Origin of the sequence: Micromonospora maris AB-18-032, from assembly GCF_000204155.1 — a bacterium.
Lineage (GTDB): Bacteria > Actinomycetota > Actinomycetes > Mycobacteriales > Micromonosporaceae > Micromonospora > Micromonospora gifhornensis.
In genome coordinates this window covers 4,409,855-4,429,324 of record NC_015434.1, presented here as the reverse complement: position 1 = coordinate 4,429,324, position 19,470 = coordinate 4,409,855, and the positions used below count along the sequence as shown (strand labels likewise).

Sequence of the window (19,470 nt, the reverse complement as noted above, 5' to 3'; positions counted from 1 at the left end):
GGTCCGTCGTCAGGTCAGCGCCGCCAGGCCGCCCAGAGTTCGGCGTACCGGCCACCGGCGGCGACCAGGTCGTCGGGGCGACCGAGTTCGACGATCCGACCGCCGGACATCACCGCCACCCGGTCACAGGCGTGCGCCTGGGTGAGCCGGTGCGCCACCACAATGGCGGTACGACCCCGGATCACCGCCTGGCTGGCCAGTTCGAGCTGCTGGGCACCGGCGCTGCCGGCCTCCGCGCTCGCCTCGTCCAGCACCACGATCGGCGGGTCGAGCAGGACGATCCGGGCCAGCGCCAACTGCTGGGCCTGACCAGGGGTGAGCGGATGCTCACCGTCACCGACGGGGGTGGCCAGCCCGTCCGGCAGCGCGGCGACCCAGCCGTGCGCGCCGACCAGCCGCAACGCGGCGTGCAACTGCTCGTCGGTGGCGTGCGGGGCGGCCAGCCGCAGGTCGTCGGCGAGCGTGCCGGCGAAGACGTGCACCTCCTGGGTCACCACACCGACGGTGCGACGCAACTCGTCCGGGCCCAGGTCGTCGATCAACCGGCCACCCAGCCACACCGCGCCCTCGGTGGCCGGGAACACCCCGCCGAGAATGGCCGCGAAGGTGGTCTTGCCGGCACCGCTGGCACCCACGATCGCCAGCGACTCACCGTCGGCGATCTCGATCGACACGTCGTGCACGACCGTCGGGCCGGCGGCGTACCGGTGCGACACCGACTTGGCGGTGACCCCGGCGGGCCCTCGGGTCGGCGTCTCGGCGGTCCGCTGCGCCGGCACGTCGACCTCGGTGACACCGACCAGCCGGGCCAGCGCCGCGCCGGCCGACTGGATGTCGTTGAACGAGATCAGCAGCATGCCGAGCGGGCCGAAGAGGCGGTGGAACAACAGCGCGGCGGCGGTCACGTCACCGACACTGCTGTCCCCGGCGCGCACCAGCAGGAACCCGGTCAGCAGGACGGCGGTCAGGCCGATCGCCTCGGCGTAGTTCATCATGTTCGCGAACCAGAGGAACCCGCGTACCGCCCGCAGTCGGGCGTCGGCCGCCTCCTGGGAGGCCTGCTCGACCCGCTGGCTCTGCCGCTGTTCCATGCCGTACGCGTGCACCGTCCGGACCCCGCCGAAGGTGGTCAGCAGGCGTTGGGTGCGTACCGCGGCGGCCTGCCGTTCGGCGGCGTAGAGACGCTTGGCCGCCGGCACGAACCGGCGCAGGCTCAGCGCGTACACCGGGAAGACGACCAGGAACGCGACGGCGATGCGCCAGTCCAGGGCGGTGAAGCCGACGAACGTGACCACGACGGTGACGAGTGCGGTGAAGACGCCGGCCGCCAACTGGATCGAGTCGGTGACCTGCTCCACGTCGTCGGTGACCCGGGAGGCGACATCCCCCGAGCCCGCGCTCTCCAGCCGGGCCGAGTCCATCCGCAGCGCGTGGTCGAGGACCTCCTCCCGCAGGTCGGCGCAGGCCCGCATGCCCCACTCGGTGACCAGCCAGCGGGCGGCACCGGTCAGCACCGCGCCGGCGAAACCCACGCCAAGGATCCAGGCCGAGGTCAGCAGCAGCGACCGGGTGGTACCGCCGGCCACCACCAGGTCGACGAGCCGACCGAGCAGCAACGGTACGACGACCGCGGCGGCGCTGGCCGCCAGCGAGGCCGCGATCGAGGCCCAGCCGAACATCGGGTGGCGGCGCAGCGCCCGCCAGAAGGTGGCCAGGGCGGCCCGGCCGGTGGCGACGGGCAGCATCGTCGACGTCAGGCCGCTCATCGCAGCACCACCTCGGCGTACGCGGACCGGGCGAGCAGGTCCCGGTGCCGTCCGACGGCCGCCACCCGACCGGCGTGCACGAAGACGACCCGGTCGCAGCGGTCGAGCAGCGGGGCGCTTGTGGTGACCAGGACGGTGGCCCGCTCACCGTCGGCACGGTAGGCGCGTACCCCGTCGGCGATGGCGTGTTCGGTGACCGCGTCGACCGCCGTGGTCGGATCGCGCAGCACGGTGACCGGCCGGTCGGCGAGCAGCGCCCGGGCCAGGGCGATGCGCTGCCGCTGACCGCCGGAGAGGTCCAGCCCACGGTCGAGCAACTCCCGGTCCAGCCCGGCGTCGCCGTCGGTGAGCACGTCCACGCTGGCGGCGGCCATGCCCCGGCGCAGCGCATCGTCGTCGTGCTCGTCGCCGGTCTGCAGCACCTCGCGCAACGTGCTGCCGAACAGGTCCACCGCGTGCGGTTCGACCAGGACGACCCGGCGCAGCGTGGCGACGTCGAGGTCGGCCACCGGCGTACCGGCCAGCGTCACCTCGCCCCGCTCGGGTGGCCGCGCCCCGGCCAGCAGGTCGGTGATGGCGTCGGCGGTACGGGTCTGCTCGGTGACCACACCGAGCAGCTCCCCGGGACGCACGGTGAGGCTGACGCCGTCCAGTCCGGGGGCGTGCACCTCGTCGAGGACGAGCGGGCCGGGCCGCGCCACCGTGTCACCGGACCCGGCCTGTTCGGGTGCGGCGAGCACCTCGGCCACCCGGGCCGCGCTGGCCCGGGCGGTCGCCAGCCGGAAGACGCAGTCGGCCAGGTTGAGCACCGGGTCGCTGATGAAGGTCGCCAGTCCGACGATGGTGATGAGCTCACCGACGGTGATCCGCCCCTGGAGGGCGAACCAGCCGGCGAGCGCGGCGACCACCGTGACCAGCAGGCCGGTGGTGAACGTCGACACACCGACGAATGTCGCGCCGGCCCGCACCGCGCCGACGTTGGCCCGCAGCGAGGTACGGCTGGCCGCGCGGTAGCGGCGCGCGGCCTCGTCGACGCCACCGAACCCGCGCAGCGGCCGAAGCCCGCGCAGCAGGTCGGAGGCGGTCGCCGCGGCCCGGCCGATGGCCTGCTGCTGTGCGGAGGTGTGCCGTTCCACCACCGGCCCGAGCGCGTGGAGCCCGAGCACCAGCAACGGGACACCCACCACCAGCCCGAGCCCGAGCGACCAGTCGATGCGCAGCAGCACCACGGTCGCCACCGTCAGGCCGAGGAACGCGGAGATCATTCGGCTGCCCAGTTCCAGCAGTTCGGCGGCGGCCTGGGTGTCGGAGGTGGCGATCGACAGCAGCTCGCCGTTCTGCCGGCTGGTCCGGATGCCCCGCCCGGTGAGCACCCGCCGGACCACCTGCATGCGCAGGTCGTGCGACTCCCGCACCACCGCCTTGGACAGGAACCAGAACCCGAACCGCCAGCCCATGGTGAGCGCCAGGAACAGCGCGAAGATCCCCACCACCGACCAGACCATCGCCGTTGTCGACCCCGTCCCCACGGCCTGGTCGATGACCAGACCGATGGCCACCGGGACGAGCGCCTCACAGACCTGGTGCAGCGACCAGAAACCGGCGCACAACGCCGTGTCGCGGCGCTGCCGCCGGAACATCCCACCGATCAGCCGGCCGGTCGGCACCGCCGCAGGGGTCTTCGTCATCCTGGCCTCACTTCTGAAGTTAGGCCAGGCTAACTTGTCGCCCGTCCGGCTGAGCGGCCGGATCGTGCTGACGTGGCCACAGCCGGGGTTGTTCGGACGCTACTGCGCCGTGGTGGCGCAGGGTCCGTCGTGCTGATCGCGGCGTTGGCAGCGGCCGGGTCCGTCGCCCCGGGCGTCACACCACACTCGGGTACGCAGGAACTGCTTGTCCTCTTCACTGAGGGTGGTCTCACCGAAGTCGACGACAGTGACGTGGCCGAGCGAGTCACGTAACGCGACCGCCAGGTCGACAGCCTCGTCCAGGCTGGTCAGCGTGGTCGGGAGGTGGATGATCCAGCGTGGTGCGCCCATCACCGCCCGCCCTGCGGGTGATCTGCCGGGCGGCGGCAGCCGTTGTGCCGGGACTGCCACTGCCGCAACGCCTGCCGGATCCGCTCGGCCTCGGTGTTCGCGGTGACCTTGCATGCCCACACCGCGGAAGTTCGAACCGCACTACCGGCGGATCATTGCCGACATCCGAGCACGCGTCGCGTCGGGAGAGTGGCCACCAGGCCACAAGCTGCCGTCGACGAAGGCGCTCGCCGAGATGTACGGCGTCAACAGTCAGACGACCGTCCGCCAGGCTGTCACCATCCTGATCGAGACCGGCGAACTCTACGGTCACCAGGGGCTTGGCGTCTTCGTGGCGGAGCAGGAAACCTGAGCGCCACACGTTCAGCCGAGGGCTGCCTGAGCGTGGCCACCCATAGCAACGCCCCGACAGGCCAGCGCCCGTCCGGTCACTGACCGGACGGGCGGCGTCGGAGAAGGCTCGGTCAGCAGAGCCCGTTGCAGCCGCCGCCGTTCGGCGGTGGCCCGTCCAGCCACGGCTGCGGCAGACCGGGCACGTGCTCCGGCTGCGCCCCGGTGATGCGCGGCTCGGAGAAGACCGAGTTGTACGCGTTGGCGGTGTCGTCGACGTAGATGATGCCGGTCAGTTTGTTCTCCGGGATGGTGCCGTCGGCGTACGTCGGCGTCCAGTTGCGTACCGGCGTGATGTTCGTGCCGACGATCCGGGTGAACCCGTCGCTGCCGGTGAGGATCGACACGACATCGCTCGTGTAGTCCGGGTTGACGTAGCCGTGGTCGTTCTCCGTGCCGTCACCGCCGTCGTCGCCGTGGTCACCCCCATCGTCGTGGCCACCGCCGGAGTCGTTGTCGTCGGAGTCGTAGTACATGTTGATGCCGTCGTCGCAGCTGCCGCTCGCGTCGCAGGTGGTGATGGTCTGGCTGCCGGTGCTGTGCGTCGAGTCGGTGAAGATGACCGACTCCATATGGATGGTGCCGAGCTCCTTGCCGTCCTCGTCGTAGACGTGGTAGATCGTCTCCAGCCAGCTGTCCAGCTTCCCGTCCTTCGAGTGGGACTTCGACGTGGTCTCGCTGACCAGACGTCCGTGCACGTCCCAGACCCAGGTGTGCTCCTCGATGTAGACGCCACCGTCTTCGCCACGCTCCTCGTACTGGTGCAGGACGGTGTCGCCGCGTGAGCCGTCGGCGTTGAAGTACTCCTGCACCGAACCACCCGGCACCAGGTCCACGACGCTGCGCGATCCGTCGGCGTAGTGCAGTTGGTAGTCGAAGTCGTCGAACCAGCCGCCCTTCTCGGTCTTCACGATGCCGCCGTGCGCGACGGGACTCTGCCCCGTCACACCGGGCTGGTACTCGACGAAGTGCGAGTCGAACGGAGTCAGCAGGCTGCCGCGCAGCGGGTCACCGACGGACTGCGAGATCCTGCCGCGGCCGATCGCGACCCCGTCGCGCTGCACCGACAGCTTCAACTCGTCGAACCGCTTGAGGTCGATGCCCAGCCGGGTGTAGGCGTCCTTGCGGACCGGCAGCGCGAAGACACCGAGGGTCGGCAGGTTGGTGGTCGTCTCCCTGAGCTTCAGGATCTCCTCGGGGAACGCGATGAAGCTGCCGCGACCGTACGAGAAGGACGGCAGCTTGTTGACCGAGGCCACCTCGACGACCACCTGGAGGCTCGGCGTGCTGTGCGGGTCGTGCGGATCGGTGCCGGCGGCCACCTCGTCGGCGTCGCTGACACCGTCGGCGTCGCTGTCGACGACCCGCCAGGACAGGTAGCAGCCGGTCGGGTCGCAGAGCCGGGCGTACGACAGGCGGGGCCGCTCCGACGGCTTGTCGGCGGCGGCGGGGGTGCTGATGGCGACAAGTGCCATGGACATGGCGAACAGGGGAGTGACGATCATCGCCACTCGCATTCGGTTACGGACTGTCATGAGCCGTACGGTCACACCCGCCCGGTGCCGCCCAGACCGTTGAGTCGGTAACCAGTCGAACCACCGTCGGCCCGGGCGAAACCCTAGCTAGGGTGTGCCTGCTACACCCGCCCGACGAAGGACGGACGTGGACATCGATCAGCAATCCCACGGTCTCCAGGAACAGGAGCACCAGGAGGAGGCCGACCAGCTGCTGGCCGCGGCCGACCGTGCTGGTGACCCGGTGACCGCCGCCCGTCTGGTCGCGGAGGCGTTCCTCGCGGTGTCCCGTACCGCCGACCCGGCCGGCCTGCCCCCGATGGTGCGGCGACTGGCGGCCCTGCGCGCCCAGGCCGCGACCCCGCAGGCCGGCCCGCGAGCCCAGCCGGCGACGCCGCAGGCCGGGGCGCGTAGCCGCGAGGTGGTCGCCCGGCAGCGCGAGATCGAGTTCCTCCACCACGCCATCGCCGCCGCGGTCAGCGCCCGCCTCGGCCGCCGACTCGCCCGGCGCGGGCCCGCCACCCCGCCTGGCCCGGCCCACCCCGACGAGGCACTGCGCCTGTTCACCGCCGCCGGGCTGCACCACGACCCGCTGTACGTCGAGTGCGCCATGATCGCGACGCTGAGCGCCCAGCGTCCCGACCGGATCAGACCGCTCTTCGCACAGGTGGTCGAGCCGTGGCTGGTCGACGACCGGATCGACCCGGCTCGCCGGACGCGGTTGACCACCATGCTCGGCATGGGCGAGGCGTGGTCCGGTGACCTGTTGCGCGGCCGGGCCACGCTGCGCCGGGCGCACGGGTACGCCGTCGCCGCCGGCCGCCTCGACCTGGAGGCCGAGATCACCTCCTGGCTGGCCAAGTGCGAGGCGCTCTGCGGCGACCTGGTGCTGGCCCGGCGTCGGCTCGCCGAGGCGCGGGTGCTGGCCGCCCGGTCCGGCTCCGCCTGGGTGGGGTCGCACATCGCCCGAGTGCGCCGCCGCGCTGCACCTGGCCAGCGGCGACGTCGACGCCTGGGTGGGAGTGGTGGGCCGGCTCGTCGGCTCGGCCGTCGGGGCCAACTCGGGTCTGGTCTTCGAGCACCGCTGCGAGTTGGCCACCTACCACGCGCTGCGCGGGGACGCCGCCGCCGCGCAGGCGGTCGTCGCCGCCATCGAGGATCCGCCACTGGACTGGCCCGGCGCGCCGGCGCTGCCGGCCTGGCGGGCGTGGATCGTCGACCCTCGGAACCCGGCGACGATGGCCTGGCTCGAACGCTCCCTCGTCGGGCTCAACCGGCCGGTGGAACGGCTGTCGCGCGCCCGGCTGGCCTGGTTGCTCGGCGGATGGCATGCCCACTGTGGACGGCGTGCCGACGCGATCCGGTTGCTGGAACTGGCCAGCAGCGAGTACGCGGCGACCGGTGCGGCCGGCCTGCTCGCCCGCGTCGCCGTCGACCTCGCCTCGGTGGCCGAACGGGCCGTTGCCACCGGCGCGCCACCGGGCGGCCGGTCCGGCCAGGTACCGGCGTCGGCCACCGGATCGTCGGCACCGGCCGAGGCCGCGCTGACCGCCACCGAGCGCCGGGTCGCCGCCGCCGTCGCCGAGGGACTCAGCAACCAGGAGGTCGCCGCGCGGCTGTCGGTGTCGATCAAGACGGTCGAGTTCCACCTGCGCAACGCCTACCGCAAACTCGGCGTACGCAAGCGCACCGAACTCGTCAGGCACCTGCTGCGCTGACCGGATCGTTCCGCAGCGGTGCGCGATCGTGGCTGGTGCGCCCCGACCGGGGACGGTCAGGATGAACGCATGACCGCAGCACTCGTCGTGATCGACGTACAGGAGTCCTTCCGCCAGCGCGCCAACTGGACGGCCTGCTCGCAACCGGACATCGTCGGTCAGGTCAACCGGCTGGTCGAGGCTGCCCGCAGCCGGGGTGACCTGGTCGTCTGGGTGTTGCACTCCGAGCCGGACAGCGGTGACGTGTTCGACCCGGCGCGCGGCTTCGTCCGACTGATCGACGGGTTGCAGCCCGCCGAGGGCGAGCCGGTGCTGACCAAGTACGTGCACAACGCCTTCACCACGACCCGACTCCAGCAGTTGCTCACCGTCCACGGCGTCCGGGAGGTCACCGTCTGCGGCATCCGTACCGAGCAGTGCTGCGAGACCACCGCCCGGCTCGCCGCCGACCTCGGCTACGAGGTCACCTTCGTCGTCGACGCGACCGCCACCATGCCCGTCGAGCACCCGGACGCCCCCGCAGGCCGGACGATCGCCGAGATCCTCGCCGATCCGCGTACCCTCAACACCGACGAGATCATCGAGCGCACCGCGTACGCGCTGTCGGGCCGGTTCGCCACCATCCGTACCGTCGACGAGGTGACCACCCCGGTCGGCGCCGACCGCTGAGGTGTTCGTGGGCCGGGTCGTCTTCCTGCTGCTTCCGCAGCTGCACCTGCTGGATCTGGCCGGTCCGGCGCAGGTCTTCTCCGCGGCGGCGGACTCCGGGCTCGACTACCGGCAGTCCTTCGTCGCGGAGAGCAGTGAGGTGGTGACCGCACAGGGGCTGCCGGTGCGCGCCGATGTCGACTGGCCCGATCTGGACCCGGCCGACCTGGTCGTCGTCCCCGGCTGGCGGTCACCCGCCTCCCGTGCCGAGCCGGCGCAGCCCGCCACGCTGCGCCGGCTCGTCGCGCACCACGCGGCGGGCGGCACGGTGGTCAGCGTCTGCGGTGGCGCCTACCTGCTGGGTCGCGCCGGGCTGCTGGCCGGTCGCCGGTGCACCACCCACCACGAACTTCAGGACGAGTTGGCCCGCCGGTATCCGGCGGCCACCGTGCTCAACGACCGGCTGTACGTCGTCGACGACCGGGTGGCGACCTCGGCCGGCATCGCCAGCGGCATCGACCTCGCGCTGCACCTGATGGCCGTCCGGCACGGGCCGGCGTTGGCCGCCCGGATCGCCCGGGAGATGGTCGTGTACGCCCGGCGCAACGGACACGAGCGGCAGGACAGCGCGATGCTGCGCTACCGCTCGCACCTCAGCGACGTGGTGCACCGCGTCCAGGACGTGATCGACGAACGGTTCACCGAAGCGTTGCCGCTGGTGGAGTTGGCCGGTGTGGCCCGGGTGAGCGAGCGCACCCTGACCCGGCTGTTCGACGCGTCCACCGGCCTGACCCCGCTGCGGTACCAGCAGTTGCTGCGGGTCGAGCGGGCCGAGCACCTCATCGGTCACGGCGTCGCCGTGGAGGCCGCGGCCCGGGCGGTCGGGTTCACCGACGCCCGGATGCTCCGGCGGTTGCGGGCCCGCGCCCGCTCGACCCACTCCGTAGGTTGACCTATCGCGACATGAGGAACACGACAAGCGCGATCACCGCCAGCGCGGCCAGCACCGCGGCAGCGATCTTGGCCTTGCTGTACGGCCGCTCGCCGATGACCTCACCGGTACGGGCGTTCACCAGCACCTGGTACGACCGCCCGGCGTGCAGGTACGCGGCGATCCACACCGGCAGCAGGAGCAGCTTGTAGGTCACGTCCGAGTAGCTGGTGTCCACCGCGTCGACCTGCTGCTCGTCGCCGCCGATGTCCGAGCGGCAGTCCCGCTCGATCACCGGCGCCATCCGGGCCTTCGCCTCCACCAGGCCGGCCTCCGGCTCGGTGTCGTAGCGCAACGCGTGGTACCCGGCCAGGTAGTCCTGCTCGTACGGGACCGCCTCGTTGAGCGGCCACGGGGTCAACTCGTCGAGCTTGTTCGTCGGCAGGTGCGTGGTGGCGGGCACCAGCACGTCGTCGAAGTCCCGGCGCACCGTGCCGCTGGCCGAGTGCCACCGGGTGTGCCGGACCTGCCGGGTGCGGGTCTCCGTCTTGCCGTCCACCGTCACCGTGTACGTCTCGGTGACGTAGTAGTGCTCGCCGCGCTTGCCGCGGTAGTCGGAGACGGTCCGCGCGTCGAACGTCCAGTGCGGCAGGTAGGTGCCCTTGAGCGTCTCCGCCTCGCTTACCTTCTTCAGGCTGCTCGGGGCGAACCAGCGGCTGCGGCACCAGGTGCTCAGCGCGGTGCGCACCCCGTTGCGGTCCACCGCGAACGGCAGTACCGCCTCCGGGGCGATCAGCTCGTCGGCCGCCTGCTGCGGCACCAGCGGGGTGGCGCAGAACTGGCACCGCTCGGCCAGTGCCGCGCTCTCGGTCGAGGCACCACAGCCCGGACACCGGTAGACGTACGCGCCCACGGCGGCAGCCGGCTTGCGGGCCAGGGTGGCCAGCCCGTCGAAGGAGTGCTCGCGCACCTCCCGGGTGGCGGCGGCGATCTGCTGCTGGTGCCCGCAGTAGGGGCACTGCAGGGCGGTCGTGCCGGGCGCGTGCTCCACCCGGGCGCCGCAACCCCCGCAGCCGTACGACGGGGGCGAGACAGCGGTTTCACTCATCGGTGTACCCTCCCGATCCCGATGATCACAGCGGCGGCAGCGGCGGCGGGACGCTGGCCAGCACGGACGCCAGTTCGGGCACCTGTCCGGCCGGCTGCCACTGCGCCATGCCGGCCCGCCAGACCAGCGTGTCCGGGCCGAACCCGCCGGCACCGGCCCGCGCAGCCAGCGCACCGATGTCGAACGGGCCCTGGCGCTCGCCACCGACACCGACGAACCACTGCGCCTGGCCCGGCAGCGGCGGCGGCTCTGCGCCACCCGGCGCGGCGGCCGTCGGTGCGGCGTACGGTGCGGCGGCCTGCGGTGCGGCGGCCGGCGGCGCACTGCTCTCGCCGGACATGGCCCGGGCCATCTGCTGACCCAACGCCATGCCCATGCCCATGCCGACGCCGGCGCCCGCCTCGCCACCCGGGTTGTTCGCCGCCGCCTCCAGCGCGGTGGCCGCCTGGTAGCGGGTGAACCGGTCCAGGTCGCCGACCGCACCCATCTCGGTGCGCTTGTCCAGCGCCCGCTCCACCTCCGGCGGCACGGAGACGTTCTCGATGACGAACTTCGGGATCGCGATGCCGACCTCGGCGAGTTCCTCGGTCAGCGCGCCGGCCAGCTGCCGGCCGATCGCGTCCTGGTGGGCGGCCAGGTCCAGCAGCGGCACCCCGGCCCGGGCCAGTGCGCCGCCGAGCCGGCCCACGATGAGCTGGCGCAGGTACTCCTGCACCTCCTCGGTGCGGAACTGCGGGTCGGTGCCGACCAGCTCCTTGAGCAGCCGCTGGGCGTCCACCACCCGGGCCGCGTACGCGCCGAAGGCCCGCACCCGGACCACCCCGAACTCGGGGTCGCGCAGGATCACCGGGTTCTGGGTGCCCCACTTCATCTCGGTGAACTGGCGGGTGTTGACGAAGTACACCTCGGCCTTGAACGGCGAGTTGAAGCCGTACTTCCAGCCCTTGAGGGTGGACAGGATCGGCATGTTGCGGGTTTCGAGGGTGTGGGTGCCCGGCAGGTAGACGTCGGCGACCTGGCCCTCGTTGACGAACACCGCCGTCTGGGACTCCCGGACGACGAGTTTGGCACCCATCTTGATCTCGTTCTGGAAACGGGGGAACCGCCAGACGATCGTGTCCCGGCTGTCGTCCAGCCATTCGATGATGTCTACGAACTCGCCCCGAAGGCGGTCCATGAGCCCCATCGTGCCCCTCCACTTACCGAGATCAACTGTGTGGCGGCGACGATAGCAACCCTGCGCCAGCTGCGGTTCCACCTGCCGTCTCGGTACGGGGGCCCGCTCGATGGAACCGGGGGCCGCTGATCGGGGGCGAAGATCATCAGGTACCCTCGCCGCGCCACGGTCAGGCGAACCGTTCCGGGTCGCCCGCGCCGACCCGGACGATCTCCGGTTCGCCCTCGGAGAAGTCGACCACCGTGGTCGGCTCGGTGCCGCAGTCACCCGCGTCGACCACCGCGTCGACGGCGTGGTCGAGGCGTTCCTTGATCTCCCAACCCTGGGTCAGCGGCTCGTCGTCGCCGGGCAGCAGCAGCGTGCTCGACAGCAGGGGCTCGCCCAGCTCGTCGAGGAGTGCCCGGGTGACGGGGTGGTCGGGGATGCGTACGCCGACGGTGCGCTTACGGGGGTGCAGCAGTCGGCGCGGCACCTCCTTGGTGGCCGGGAGAATGAACGTGTACTGGCCCGGGGTGGCCGCCTTCACCGCGCGGAAGACCGCGTTGTCCAGCTGCACGAACTGGCCGAGCTGGGCGAAGTCCCGGCAGACCAGGGTGAAGTGGTGGCCGCTGTCCAGGTGACGGATCTCCCGGATGCGGTCCATGCCGTCCTTGTTGCCGAGTTGGCTGCCGAGGGCGAAGCAGGAGTCCGTCGGGTAGGCGATCAGCCCGTCGCGGCGCAGGAGGTCGACGACCTGCCCGATGATGCGCGGCTGCGGATTGTCCGGGTGCACGTCGAAATACCTGGCCATGACCGGAAGCTTAGAGCGCACCCGGGCTGTCGCCTTGCCGACAGTGCCGCCCGGCGGTAAGGGGTCGACGCCCATCGTTGTCTGTATGAGCGCGCGTGGCTACCCGGACGTGCTCCGGTACCCCGTCATGCCCACCCCGGTACGCATCACTGTGCTCGTCTTCGGGCTGCTGTCGCTGCTGTTCGCCCTGGCCACGGTCCATCGCCTGCTCACCGAGGGCGGCTCGCTGGGCGCGGCGGTCTTCTTCGCCGCGATGACGGCCGCCTGCCTGCTGGTGACCACCGCCCTGGCCACCCGCCGGACCTGGGCGCCCTTTCCGGCGTACGCCCTGGCGGGTCTGCTGGCCGCGGCCTCGCTGGGCCTGTTCGGCGCCATCACCTGCGTCGGGGTCGCCCTGCTGGCCTGGGTGCTCTGGGCGCTGAACACCCGGGCCTCCCGCGACTGGTTCGGTCGCCGACACCGACTGCGCTGACGTCCGCCGCAGTACGTGTTAAGAGGGGGCCCCTGTACTACGCCAGGCGTTAACAAGGGGCCCTTCCTTACCTGCGGGCTACTCGGCGGCGGTCGTCGGCTCCTCGTCCGCGCTGTCGGCCTCGGCAGCCTTCTCGGCGACCGGCTCCGCAGCGGGGGCGGCCTTCGGGTTGGTCCAGGAGAACTCGATCTCGACCGAGTACTCGTCCTTGCCCTCCTGCTCGATCTCCAGCTCGCAGTTCACCTGGTCGGCCACGGCGAGGGTGCCGGCGGCGCCGTAGAAGATCTGCCCGGTCTCCAGCTGGTTGGCCACCTGCCGCAGCCAGGCCGCCAGATCCGCCCGCGACACGGTGCGCTCGTCCTCGTAGATATCCATGCCGACATGCTGGCATTGCCCGTTGCGACCGTGTCGGCAGGGTGCCGGGAGATGCCGAGCGCCTCAGCGGTGCTGCCGGCGGGCGGCGATCGCCTGGCGGGTGGGGCGGCGGACCACGGCGATCCGGTCGCCTCGGGCGCGGATCGAGGTGCGGCCGCCCCGTCGACGGCGGACGGTCAGGTCGACCGTGTACCCGCCGACGCGTACCCCCTCCAGCACCAGGTCGGGTAGCCAGGCGGGCAGGTGCGGGTCGACGAAGACGGTCCGCAACGGCGCGGCGGGACGCAGCGCCAGCAGGGCCTGGATCAACGCGATGACCGAACTGGCCGACCACGCCTGCGGCGAGCAGGCGCTCGGATAGACGCCGGGGTGGGGATGGGCGTCGTCGCGGGGCAGCCCGCTGAGCACCTCCGGCAGACGGTGCTCGGCGAACAGGGCGGACGCCGCGAACATGCCCTCGGCGAGCCGGTGCAGGTGCTCCCAGCAGCCGTACCGGGCCAGCCCGAGACCGATGGTGCCCGCCTCGACCGGCCAGACGCTGCCCCGGTGATAGCTGAACGGGTTGTACGCCGGATGCGCGGCGGACAGCGTCCGCACCCCCCACCCGCTGAACATGTCCGGCGCGAGCAGTCGGTCCGCGACCAGGGGCGCGATCCGCGGCGGCACGATCCCGGTGGCCAGCAGGTGCCCGTCGTTGGAGTTGACCGACCGTACCGGCCGTTTGTCCGGTCCCAGCGCCATCGCGTAACAGCCCCGATCGGGCAGCCAGAAGACGCGGTGGAAGCGGCGGCGCAGGGCGGCCGCCCGGCGGGCCAGGCGGGCGGCGACGACGGGATGACCGGCCACCGCGTACGTCCCGGCCGCGTGCCGCAGCGCGGCATACCAGTACGCCTGCACCTCGCTGGTGGCGATCGGGTTCGGCACCACCTGGCCGTGCTCGTCGACGATGGCGGTGTCCGAGTCCTTCCACCCCTGGTTCTTCAGGCCGCCCCGGGACCGCCGGTGGTACTCCAGGAAACCGTCACCGTCGCGGTCGCCGTACCGGTCGATCCAGTCCAGGGCGCGGTCGGCGGTCGGCAGCAGCTCCCGTACCGTGTCGAGATCCCCGGTCCAGGCGTAGTACTGGCCGAGGAAGATCAGGAAGTCCGGCGCGGTCGACCAGTCGCCGTGGTAGTGGGTGAACGGATTGACGTTGAGTTCGGACAGCGGTCCCTGGCGCGCCTCGTGCAGCGGCTTGCCGGGCTCCTCGTCGCGCCAGTCGTCGACGCGTCGACCGAAGTGCCGGGCGTTGAGCCGGAGGCTGTCCGCGAGCATCGTCGGCCCGGCGAGCATGGCCTGCCAGGACGCCGTCATCGTGTCCCGGCCGAAGATCTCCTGGTAGATGGGGAGCCCGGCGATCGGCGCGGTGGGGCCGTCCGGTTCGCCGAGCGGCAGCCCGGCCAGGTCCTCGCGGGCGCACCGCCACGCCGCGGTGACGTCGAAGTTGGTGCTGGTCAGCCGGGCCAGTTCGGCGGTGAGTCGGCGGCGTGCCGAGCCGGCGGTGTCGCCGGGCTCGGCGAAGCTCGGCGCGGGCGCGCCGAGTCGCTGACCGTCGAAGATCGGCTCGACGGCCAGGTCGATCAGGTCGACTCCGCCCGGCGACAGCATCACGTCGATGTCGAACCCGCCGTCGACGTACCGGATCGGGCCCGACGCCTGGACCCGGATCGCCACCGCCCGGTCCAACCCGTCACACCGGTAGGTCAGCAGCAACTCCTGCCCGGCGGGATCCCACCGGGCCTCGACCGCGCCGGACTGGATGCGGCGACCGCTCTCGGCCTCGCTGGTGTCGGCGAAGTCGGCGTCGAGACGAATCCGCAGCCGCAGGTCCAGGCGCCGCTCGGCGTAGCTGAACAGGGTCAGCCGGGTACGCAGGCCCGCCGCCACGAACCGCTCGACGGCCAGGTACGCCGCCCGTGACGGCAGCACCTCACCGTCACCGAGTTCGGCGTAGGACAACTGGGCGTGCCCCTGCACGGTGGCCGTGCTGAACGGCACCGGTTCCCGACCGTCGACGGTGATCCGTTCGGTGCTGAGCACCCGGGTGTTGCGGGCGAAGAAGCCCTGCGCGCCGACACCGGTGATGCGCCCGCGCACGTCCGTGACCAGGGTGCTCCAGCCGCTGGCCACGTAGAGCAGGTCCGGGCGTACGCGCAGGTTCCGCACGCGGCTCATCCCGACCCCCTGACCTGCTGTGCGGCGCCCGCGAGCGACGGTGGGGCGCTTGTTACCCCGCTGCGCTCCCGATACACCCGCCTGTGCCGGCCTCGACCCCGCTGGCGCGAGCGGGGGATGCTGTCGACAGACGACGCCGATCCGGGCGAGCGCGCGGCAGCACAGGGGAGTGGTCGTGGCAGGGGTGTCCCATCCGATCTTCGCCCGGCTCTACGAGCGGTTCAGCGCCCAGCTGGACCGGGCCGGGATCGCCGAGTACCGCCGGGCCCTGACGGTCGGCCTGTCCGGCCGGGTGATCGAGGTGGGTGCCGGCAACGGGCGCATGTTCCCGCACTATCCGCCCGAGGTGACCGAGGTTGTCGCCGTCGAGCCGGAACCCCGGCTGCGGGCTGCGGCGGTCACGGCGGCGCGCAGCGCCCCGATCCCGGTCACCGTCGTCGACGGCCTAGCCGAGGCCCTGCCCGGCGCGGACGGCGAGTTCGACGCCGGGGTCCTGGCCCTGGTCCTCTGTACGGTGCCCGACCAGGCCGCCGCCCTCGGCGAACTGCGCCGGGTGCTGCGTCCCGGCGCGCAGCTGCGCTTCCTCGAACATGTCGCCGCGCCACCGCGCACCGGGCTGCGTCGCCTCCAGCGGCTGGTGGACGCGACCGTCTGGCCGCTGCTGCTGGGCGGATGCCACACCGGCCGCGACACCGCCACGGCGATCACCGCCGCCGGCTTCGTCGTCGAGGACCTGCGCCGGTTCCGGTTCCCCGAGACCGGCCCGGTGGGACCCGCCGCCCCGCACATTCGGGGACGGGCCCGAAACCCCGGACCGCGATGAGTCGCCGTCCGCCACGGCCACCCGGACAGCCGTTCGCCTGATTGCGCCCCGTGACTAGGCTGCTCATGCTCGGGCCAGTGCTTCCGGGGGGTAGGGGATGGGCACAGGAATCCTGATGAGCATCGCCGGCGGCGTGTTCTGCCTGCTGGCGGTGCTCGTGCTCGGTTGGGTGCTGGTCGCGTACAACCGGTTGGTCCGTCAGCGCAACCAGGTGCAGGCCTCCTGGGCCCAGATCGACGTCCAGCTCAAACGCCGCTACGACCTGATCCCCAACCTGGTGGAGACCGTCCGGGGCTACGCGGCGCACGAGAACGCCGCCCTGACCGGGGTGATCGCCGCCCGCAGCGGCGCGATCGCCGTGGCCGGTGCCGCTGCGGTGGTCCACCGGGCGGAGGCGGAGAACACCCTCACCCAGGCCCTCGGGCGACTGTTCGCCGTCGCCGAGGCGTACCCGGAGCTGAAGGCCAACCAGAACTTCGCGTCCCTACAGGGCGAACTGGCCCGCACCGAAGACAAGATCGCCTACGCTCGGCAGTTCTACAACAGCGCGGTGCTGACCTTCAACACGACAGTCCAGTCCATTCCCACCAACCTGGTCGCGAACCTCGGCGGGTTCCGGCCGACGGAGTTCTTCCAGGCCGACGGCGCGGAACGCGCCGCCGCCCAGGTCCGGTACTGACGGCGACCGCGCACGAGGGAGGCCGGGTTGTTCGTCGATCTCGCGGTGAGCGCGGTGGCGCTGGCCGGATGGTTCGCGGTGTACGGTGCCATCCGGTTCGCCACCCGACCGGCCAACCCGACACCGGCACCGGCCACCATGGAACTCGGCGACGAACCACCGGCCCTGGTCAACATGCTGGCCAACCGGTGGACGGTCACCGAGGACGCGGCCGAGGCGACCCTGCTCGACCTCGCGGCCCGCGGCTTCGTCGAGCTGCGCCAGCCGGGCGACGACCCGATGCAGACCACCCTGCACCTGCCCGCCTCGCCGCCGGACGAGTCCGGGCTGCGTCCGTACGAGCGCAGGGTGCTCGCCCGGGTGCGGGGTCTGGCCGCCGGTGGGGCGCTGCCGCTGACCGCCCTGACCTTCCGCGACCAGGGCCAGGCCAGGGCGTGGAACAGGCGGTTCCGCGCGGAGGTGGTCGACCACGCGCGGGAGGCCGGGTTGTCCCGGCGACGCTTCGGCCCGAGGGTGACCGCGCTGCTGTCCGCCGCCGCCCTGGTCGCGGCGGTGTTCGTCTGGCTCGCCGTCACCCACTACGGACTGTCGCACCCGGCGGGGGACACCCGGGGACTGGCCGCCGGGTTCTTCACCTTCGCCGTGCTGTCCGCCCTCGCCGCGGCGACGCCGGGCGAGCGGGACACCCCCCGGGGCGCGCAGGTGGCGGCGCGGTGGCTGGGGGTGCGGGACTGGCTGCGGGGGCATGAGCAGTTCGCCGAACTGCCCCCGGCCTCGGTGGCGATCTGGGACCGGTACCTCGGCTACGGCGCGGCCCTGGGCACCACCCACCTGACCAGCGCGCTCCTTGACCTGGGCATGGGCGATCGGAAGCTGGTCTGGTCGTCGTACGGGGGCACCTGGCATCGGGTCCGGGTCCGCTACCCCCACCGGTCCCACCACGGTCGCACCCTGCCGGGACTGCTGCTCCGAGCGGTGATCATCGGCGGGCCGGCGGTCTTTATGCTGAAACTCTTCGGCCCGGTGGCCGATCCCACCCCGACCAGCGACTATCCGGGCGCCCGGGCCTTCTCCATGGTCATTTTCGGCCTGGTCGTGGTGGCGGGGCTGATGCTGACCCGGGCCGTCTACACGGTGGTACGCGCGGTGGTGGACCCGTTCACCGAACGCACCATCACCGGCGAGGTGCTCTGGGTGCAGGTGTGGAAGTCGACCGCCCAGGGGCAGAACCGGCCGTCCCGGCCCTGGCTCTACCACCTGGCGGTGGACGACGGCAGCGGCGATCGGACCACCGCCTGGGGGCTGCCGAGTCAATGGGCCGGGGACTGCCACGACGGGGACACCGTGACCATCCGGGTGCGCCCCTGGTCCCGGCGGGTGGTCGCGTTCGCGGTGGTGGGCCACGGTCGATCGCGGAACCTGGCCGAACCGGTCACCCACCCCAGCGAGGTGTCGGCCGGTCCCGAATCGCCCGCGTACCTGATCACCCCGGAGGAGATCGGCCAGGCGCTGGGCCTGGCGGTGCACGCCCCCGAGGCGGTCGACCTGCCCGGCCCGTTCACCGGGGTGCAGTTCCGGGCGGCCCGCGACGGCCAGCCGGTGCTGACCATCCAGGCGGTCTCCGGTACGGTGGCACAGTGGATCTGGCGGCTCAACAGCCGAGGTCAGGAAGTGCCCGGGGTGGGCGACGGGGCGTACCTGCTCGGCGAGCGGGCCGTGCTGCGTCTCGGTGACCGTACGCTGCTGGTGACCCTGCTCGGTGCCGCCCGGACCAGGACGGCCAGCCTGCCGTGGCTGCTGACCCAGGCCGCCACCCGGGCCTCGGCGGACCGACCCGAGACCACCGGCTGAGCGGGGTCATTCGCCGGTCGCCGGTCCACAGAGGATCGTCCCGCGCGGGGTCCGCCAGTAGAGCACCTCCCGGCCGGAGCGGCGCTTGGTCACCAGACCGGAGTCGAGCAGCACCCGCAGGTGGTCGCCGACCGAACCCAGGGACAGTCCGGTGACCGAGGCCAACTGCGAGGTGCTCAGCGGGGTGGCCAGCCGGACGAGGATGGCCGCCCGGTTCGCCCCGATCAGCCGGTCCAGTCCGTCCGGCACCGGTGGGGCGGTGTCGGCGAGGATGCCGCTGGCGGGATAGACCATGCCGAAGCGGGTCGGCTGGTCCCACAGCACCCAGCCACGCGCGCAGTGGGCCGGCACGAACACCAGCTGTTCGGCCCGGTCCAGCGGCAGCGGCGCCGCCGGGTAGTCGTTGACCCGGAGCCAGCCGTCGCCCAACCACCGCATCTCGGGGTCGAAACCGGCGACGGCGCCCGCCCAGCCCTCGGCGCTCAGCCGCGCGGTGCGGGCCACGATGTCGGCCAGCAGTCGCCGCCTGCGGTCCGGCCACTCCGGTTGCACCGTGTGCGTCCAGACCCAGTCCAGCAGGAACACCACCTGCTCGGTCAGCCCGTCGGCGCACAGCGTGTCGGGCAACGGGCCCGGCCGGCACACCCGTAGGTCGTCGCGGACCTGCGCGTCGCCGCGCCCGGCGACGACCGCCAACTCCTCGGCGAAGCTGGGCGCGGCCGTCGCGGGCGCGAGGGTGAGGAAATCCGCCGTCCACCGTGGTTGGAAGGCCGCCGCCAGCAGCGCCCGCAGCGTCGGACGCCGCGTCAACATCTGCTGGTACGCCCCGAGGTGCGGACGTCGCCAGGCGTGCTGCCAGGGGCGACGGGGGCTGTGCAGGGCCCGCAGCGCGGCGACGGTGTCGGTCATCGGCGACACGGCGAACCGGCTGCGCGCCAGCAGGTCCACCGGCACCCGCCAGATCGACATGTTTCG

At 72.3% G+C, this 19,470-nt stretch carries 19 protein-coding genes and 1 pseudogene; 8 read left to right on the top strand and 12 right to left on the bottom strand.

What is annotated here, in order from left to right:
- Nucleotides 1-14: 14 nt before the first annotated feature.
- The 4 genes and pseudogenes from VAB18032_RS19605 to VAB18032_RS33225 all read right to left on the bottom strand — a co-directional run.
- Nucleotides 15-1,766: an ABC transporter ATP-binding protein gene (locus tag VAB18032_RS19605; RefSeq protein ID WP_013734638.1), complete on the bottom strand. Its 1,752-nt coding sequence runs from the start codon at nucleotides 1,764-1,766 to the stop codon at nucleotides 15-17.
- Complete coding sequence (locus VAB18032_RS19600) at nucleotides 1,763-3,454, bottom strand: ABC transporter ATP-binding protein (RefSeq protein WP_043721334.1); 1,692 nt, start codon at nucleotides 3,452-3,454, stop codon at nucleotides 1,763-1,765. The genes VAB18032_RS19605 and VAB18032_RS19600 overlap by 4 nt, the downstream gene beginning before the upstream one ends.
- Before the next feature lie 99 nt (nucleotides 3,455-3,553).
- Nucleotides 3,554-3,805, bottom strand: a complete 252-nt coding sequence (locus VAB18032_RS19595; protein ID WP_013734636.1) for a hypothetical protein — start codon at nucleotides 3,803-3,805, stop codon at nucleotides 3,554-3,556.
- Nucleotides 3,805-3,909 (bottom strand): annotated as a pseudogene (locus VAB18032_RS33225) (DivIVA domain-containing protein); the annotation flags it as partial. The pseudogene VAB18032_RS33225 and the gene VAB18032_RS19595, both read right to left, overlap by 1 nt.
- Before the next feature lie 8 nt (nucleotides 3,910-3,917).
- On the opposite strand from VAB18032_RS33225, the gene VAB18032_RS19590 reads away from it, so the two are divergent.
- Nucleotides 3,918-4,157, top strand: a complete 240-nt coding sequence (locus VAB18032_RS19590) for a GntR family transcriptional regulator (protein WP_013734635.1) — start codon at nucleotides 3,918-3,920, stop codon at nucleotides 4,155-4,157.
- A gap of 112 nt (nucleotides 4,158-4,269) precedes the next feature.
- On the opposite strand, the gene VAB18032_RS19585 is transcribed toward VAB18032_RS19590, so the two are convergent.
- Both VAB18032_RS19585 and VAB18032_RS19580 read right to left on the bottom strand, forming a co-directional pair.
- Nucleotides 4,270-5,730, bottom strand: coding sequence for a thrombospondin type 3 repeat-containing protein (locus VAB18032_RS19585; RefSeq protein WP_148272317.1), 1,461 nt, complete (start codon nucleotides 5,728-5,730; stop codon nucleotides 4,270-4,272).
- A complete protein-coding gene (locus VAB18032_RS19580) occupies nucleotides 5,717-6,508 on the bottom strand; it encodes a hypothetical protein (RefSeq protein WP_148272316.1) in 792 nt (263 codons plus the stop codon). Before VAB18032_RS19580 ends, VAB18032_RS19585 begins: the two co-directional genes overlap by 14 nt.
- 226 nt (nucleotides 6,509-6,734) lie before the next feature.
- On the opposite strand from VAB18032_RS19580, the gene VAB18032_RS32570 reads away from it, so the two are divergent.
- From VAB18032_RS32570 to VAB18032_RS19565, 3 genes are all read left to right on the top strand, one after another.
- Nucleotides 6,735-7,427, top strand: a complete 693-nt coding sequence (locus VAB18032_RS32570; protein WP_232510827.1) for a helix-turn-helix transcriptional regulator — start codon at nucleotides 6,735-6,737, stop codon at nucleotides 7,425-7,427.
- A 69-nt stretch (nucleotides 7,428-7,496) separates the two neighbouring features.
- Nucleotides 7,497-8,096, top strand: a complete 600-nt coding sequence (locus tag VAB18032_RS19570) for a cysteine hydrolase family protein (protein ID WP_013734631.1) — start codon at nucleotides 7,497-7,499, stop codon at nucleotides 8,094-8,096.
- A 7-nt stretch (nucleotides 8,097-8,103) separates the two neighbouring features.
- On the top strand, nucleotides 8,104-9,027 hold the full coding sequence (locus VAB18032_RS19565) for a GlxA family transcriptional regulator (RefSeq protein WP_013734630.1): 924 nt from the start codon (nucleotides 8,104-8,106) through the stop codon (nucleotides 9,025-9,027).
- 1 nt (nucleotide 9,028) lies between these two features.
- Here the strand turns inward: VAB18032_RS19565 and VAB18032_RS19560 are convergent, their stop codons facing one another.
- From VAB18032_RS19560 to VAB18032_RS19550, 3 genes are all read right to left on the bottom strand, one after another.
- A complete protein-coding gene (locus tag VAB18032_RS19560) occupies nucleotides 9,029-10,114 on the bottom strand; it encodes a TFIIB-type zinc ribbon-containing protein (RefSeq protein ID WP_043721329.1) in 1,086 nt (361 codons plus the stop codon).
- A 25-nt stretch (nucleotides 10,115-10,139) separates the two neighbouring features.
- Nucleotides 10,140-11,291 carry an SPFH domain-containing protein gene (locus VAB18032_RS19555; RefSeq protein ID WP_013734628.1) on the bottom strand — a complete coding sequence of 384 codons (1,152 nt, stop codon included), beginning with the start codon at nucleotides 11,289-11,291 and terminating at the stop codon, nucleotides 10,140-10,142.
- 169 nt (nucleotides 11,292-11,460) lie between these two features.
- Entirely contained in the window at nucleotides 11,461-12,081 is a 621-nt protein-coding gene (locus tag VAB18032_RS19550) for an L-threonylcarbamoyladenylate synthase (RefSeq protein WP_013734627.1), read from the bottom strand.
- An 85-nt stretch (nucleotides 12,082-12,166) separates the two neighbouring features.
- Between VAB18032_RS19550 and VAB18032_RS19545 the strand changes: the two genes are divergently transcribed.
- On the top strand, nucleotides 12,167-12,553 hold the full coding sequence (locus VAB18032_RS19545) for a hypothetical protein (RefSeq protein WP_013734626.1): 387 nt from the start codon (nucleotides 12,167-12,169) through the stop codon (nucleotides 12,551-12,553).
- A gap of 78 nt (nucleotides 12,554-12,631) precedes the next feature.
- On the opposite strand, the gene VAB18032_RS19540 is transcribed toward VAB18032_RS19545, so the two are convergent.
- Together VAB18032_RS19540 and VAB18032_RS19535 are read right to left on the bottom strand one after the other, a co-directional pair.
- Nucleotides 12,632-12,928: an amphi-Trp domain-containing protein gene (locus VAB18032_RS19540; protein WP_013734625.1), complete on the bottom strand. Its 297-nt coding sequence runs from the start codon at nucleotides 12,926-12,928 to the stop codon at nucleotides 12,632-12,634.
- A gap of 63 nt (nucleotides 12,929-12,991) precedes the next feature.
- Nucleotides 12,992-15,142, bottom strand: coding sequence for an amylo-alpha-1,6-glucosidase (locus tag VAB18032_RS19535; RefSeq protein ID WP_081476160.1), 2,151 nt, complete (start codon nucleotides 15,140-15,142; stop codon nucleotides 12,992-12,994).
- A gap of 175 nt (nucleotides 15,143-15,317) precedes the next feature.
- Here VAB18032_RS19535 and VAB18032_RS19530 point away from each other — a divergent pair, with 175 nt between their 5' ends.
- The 3 genes from VAB18032_RS19530 to VAB18032_RS19520 all read left to right on the top strand — a co-directional run bounded on the left by VAB18032_RS19530 (nucleotide 15,318) and on the right by VAB18032_RS19520 (nucleotide 18,495).
- Nucleotides 15,318-15,965, top strand: coding sequence for a class I SAM-dependent methyltransferase (locus VAB18032_RS19530; RefSeq protein ID WP_148272315.1), 648 nt, complete (start codon nucleotides 15,318-15,320; stop codon nucleotides 15,963-15,965).
- A gap of 97 nt (nucleotides 15,966-16,062) precedes the next feature.
- Nucleotides 16,063-16,644, top strand: coding sequence for a LemA family protein (locus VAB18032_RS19525; RefSeq protein ID WP_043721323.1), 582 nt, complete (start codon nucleotides 16,063-16,065; stop codon nucleotides 16,642-16,644).
- A 27-nt stretch (nucleotides 16,645-16,671) separates the two neighbouring features.
- Complete coding sequence (locus VAB18032_RS19520; protein WP_013734621.1) at nucleotides 16,672-18,495, top strand: DUF2207 family protein; 1,824 nt, start codon at nucleotides 16,672-16,674, stop codon at nucleotides 18,493-18,495.
- 6 nt (nucleotides 18,496-18,501) lie between these two features.
- On the opposite strand, the gene VAB18032_RS19515 is transcribed toward VAB18032_RS19520, so the two are convergent.
- Nucleotides 18,502-19,464: an ArsR/SmtB family transcription factor gene (locus VAB18032_RS19515; protein ID WP_013734620.1), complete on the bottom strand. Its 963-nt coding sequence runs from the start codon at nucleotides 19,462-19,464 to the stop codon at nucleotides 18,502-18,504.
- Nucleotides 19,465-19,470: the final 6 nt, after the last annotated feature.

Bases quoted from the DNA above. Each gene is read 5' to 3' on its own strand.
- VAB18032_RS19605 (WP_013734638.1), bottom strand. From the start codon at position 1,766: ATGAGCGGCCTGACGTCGACGATGCTGCCCGTCGCCACCGGCCGGGCC.
- VAB18032_RS19600 (WP_043721334.1), bottom strand. From the start codon at position 3,454: ATGACGAAGACCCCTGCGGCGGTGCCGACCGGCCGGCTGATCGGTGGG.
- VAB18032_RS19595 (WP_013734636.1), bottom strand. From the start codon at position 3,805: ATGGGCGCACCACGCTGGATCATCCACCTCCCGACCACGCTGACCAGC.
- VAB18032_RS19590 (WP_013734635.1), top strand. From the start codon at position 3,918: ATGCCCACACCGCGGAAGTTCGAACCGCACTACCGGCGGATCATTGCC.
- VAB18032_RS19585 (WP_148272317.1), bottom strand. From the start codon at position 5,730: ATGACAGTCCGTAACCGAATGCGAGTGGCGATGATCGTCACTCCCCTG.
- VAB18032_RS19570 (WP_013734631.1), top strand. From the start codon at position 7,497: ATGACCGCAGCACTCGTCGTGATCGACGTACAGGAGTCCTTCCGCCAG.
- VAB18032_RS19560 (WP_043721329.1), bottom strand. From the start codon at position 10,114: ATGAGTGAAACCGCTGTCTCGCCCCCGTCGTACGGCTGCGGGGGTTGC.
- VAB18032_RS19555 (WP_013734628.1), bottom strand. From the start codon at position 11,291: ATGGACCGCCTTCGGGGCGAGTTCGTAGACATCATCGAATGGCTGGAC.
- VAB18032_RS19550 (WP_013734627.1), bottom strand. From the start codon at position 12,081: ATGGCCAGGTATTTCGACGTGCACCCGGACAATCCGCAGCCGCGCATC.
- VAB18032_RS19545 (WP_013734626.1), top strand. From the start codon at position 12,167: ATGAGCGCGCGTGGCTACCCGGACGTGCTCCGGTACCCCGTCATGCCC.
- VAB18032_RS19540 (WP_013734625.1), bottom strand. From the start codon at position 12,928: ATGGATATCTACGAGGACGAGCGCACCGTGTCGCGGGCGGATCTGGCG.
- VAB18032_RS19535 (WP_081476160.1), bottom strand. From the start codon at position 15,142: ATGAGCCGCGTGCGGAACCTGCGCGTACGCCCGGACCTGCTCTACGTG.
- VAB18032_RS19525 (WP_043721323.1), top strand. From the start codon at position 16,063: ATGGGCACAGGAATCCTGATGAGCATCGCCGGCGGCGTGTTCTGCCTG.
- VAB18032_RS19515 (WP_013734620.1), bottom strand. From the start codon at position 19,464: ATGTCGATCTGGCGGGTGCCGGTGGACCTGCTGGCGCGCAGCCGGTTC.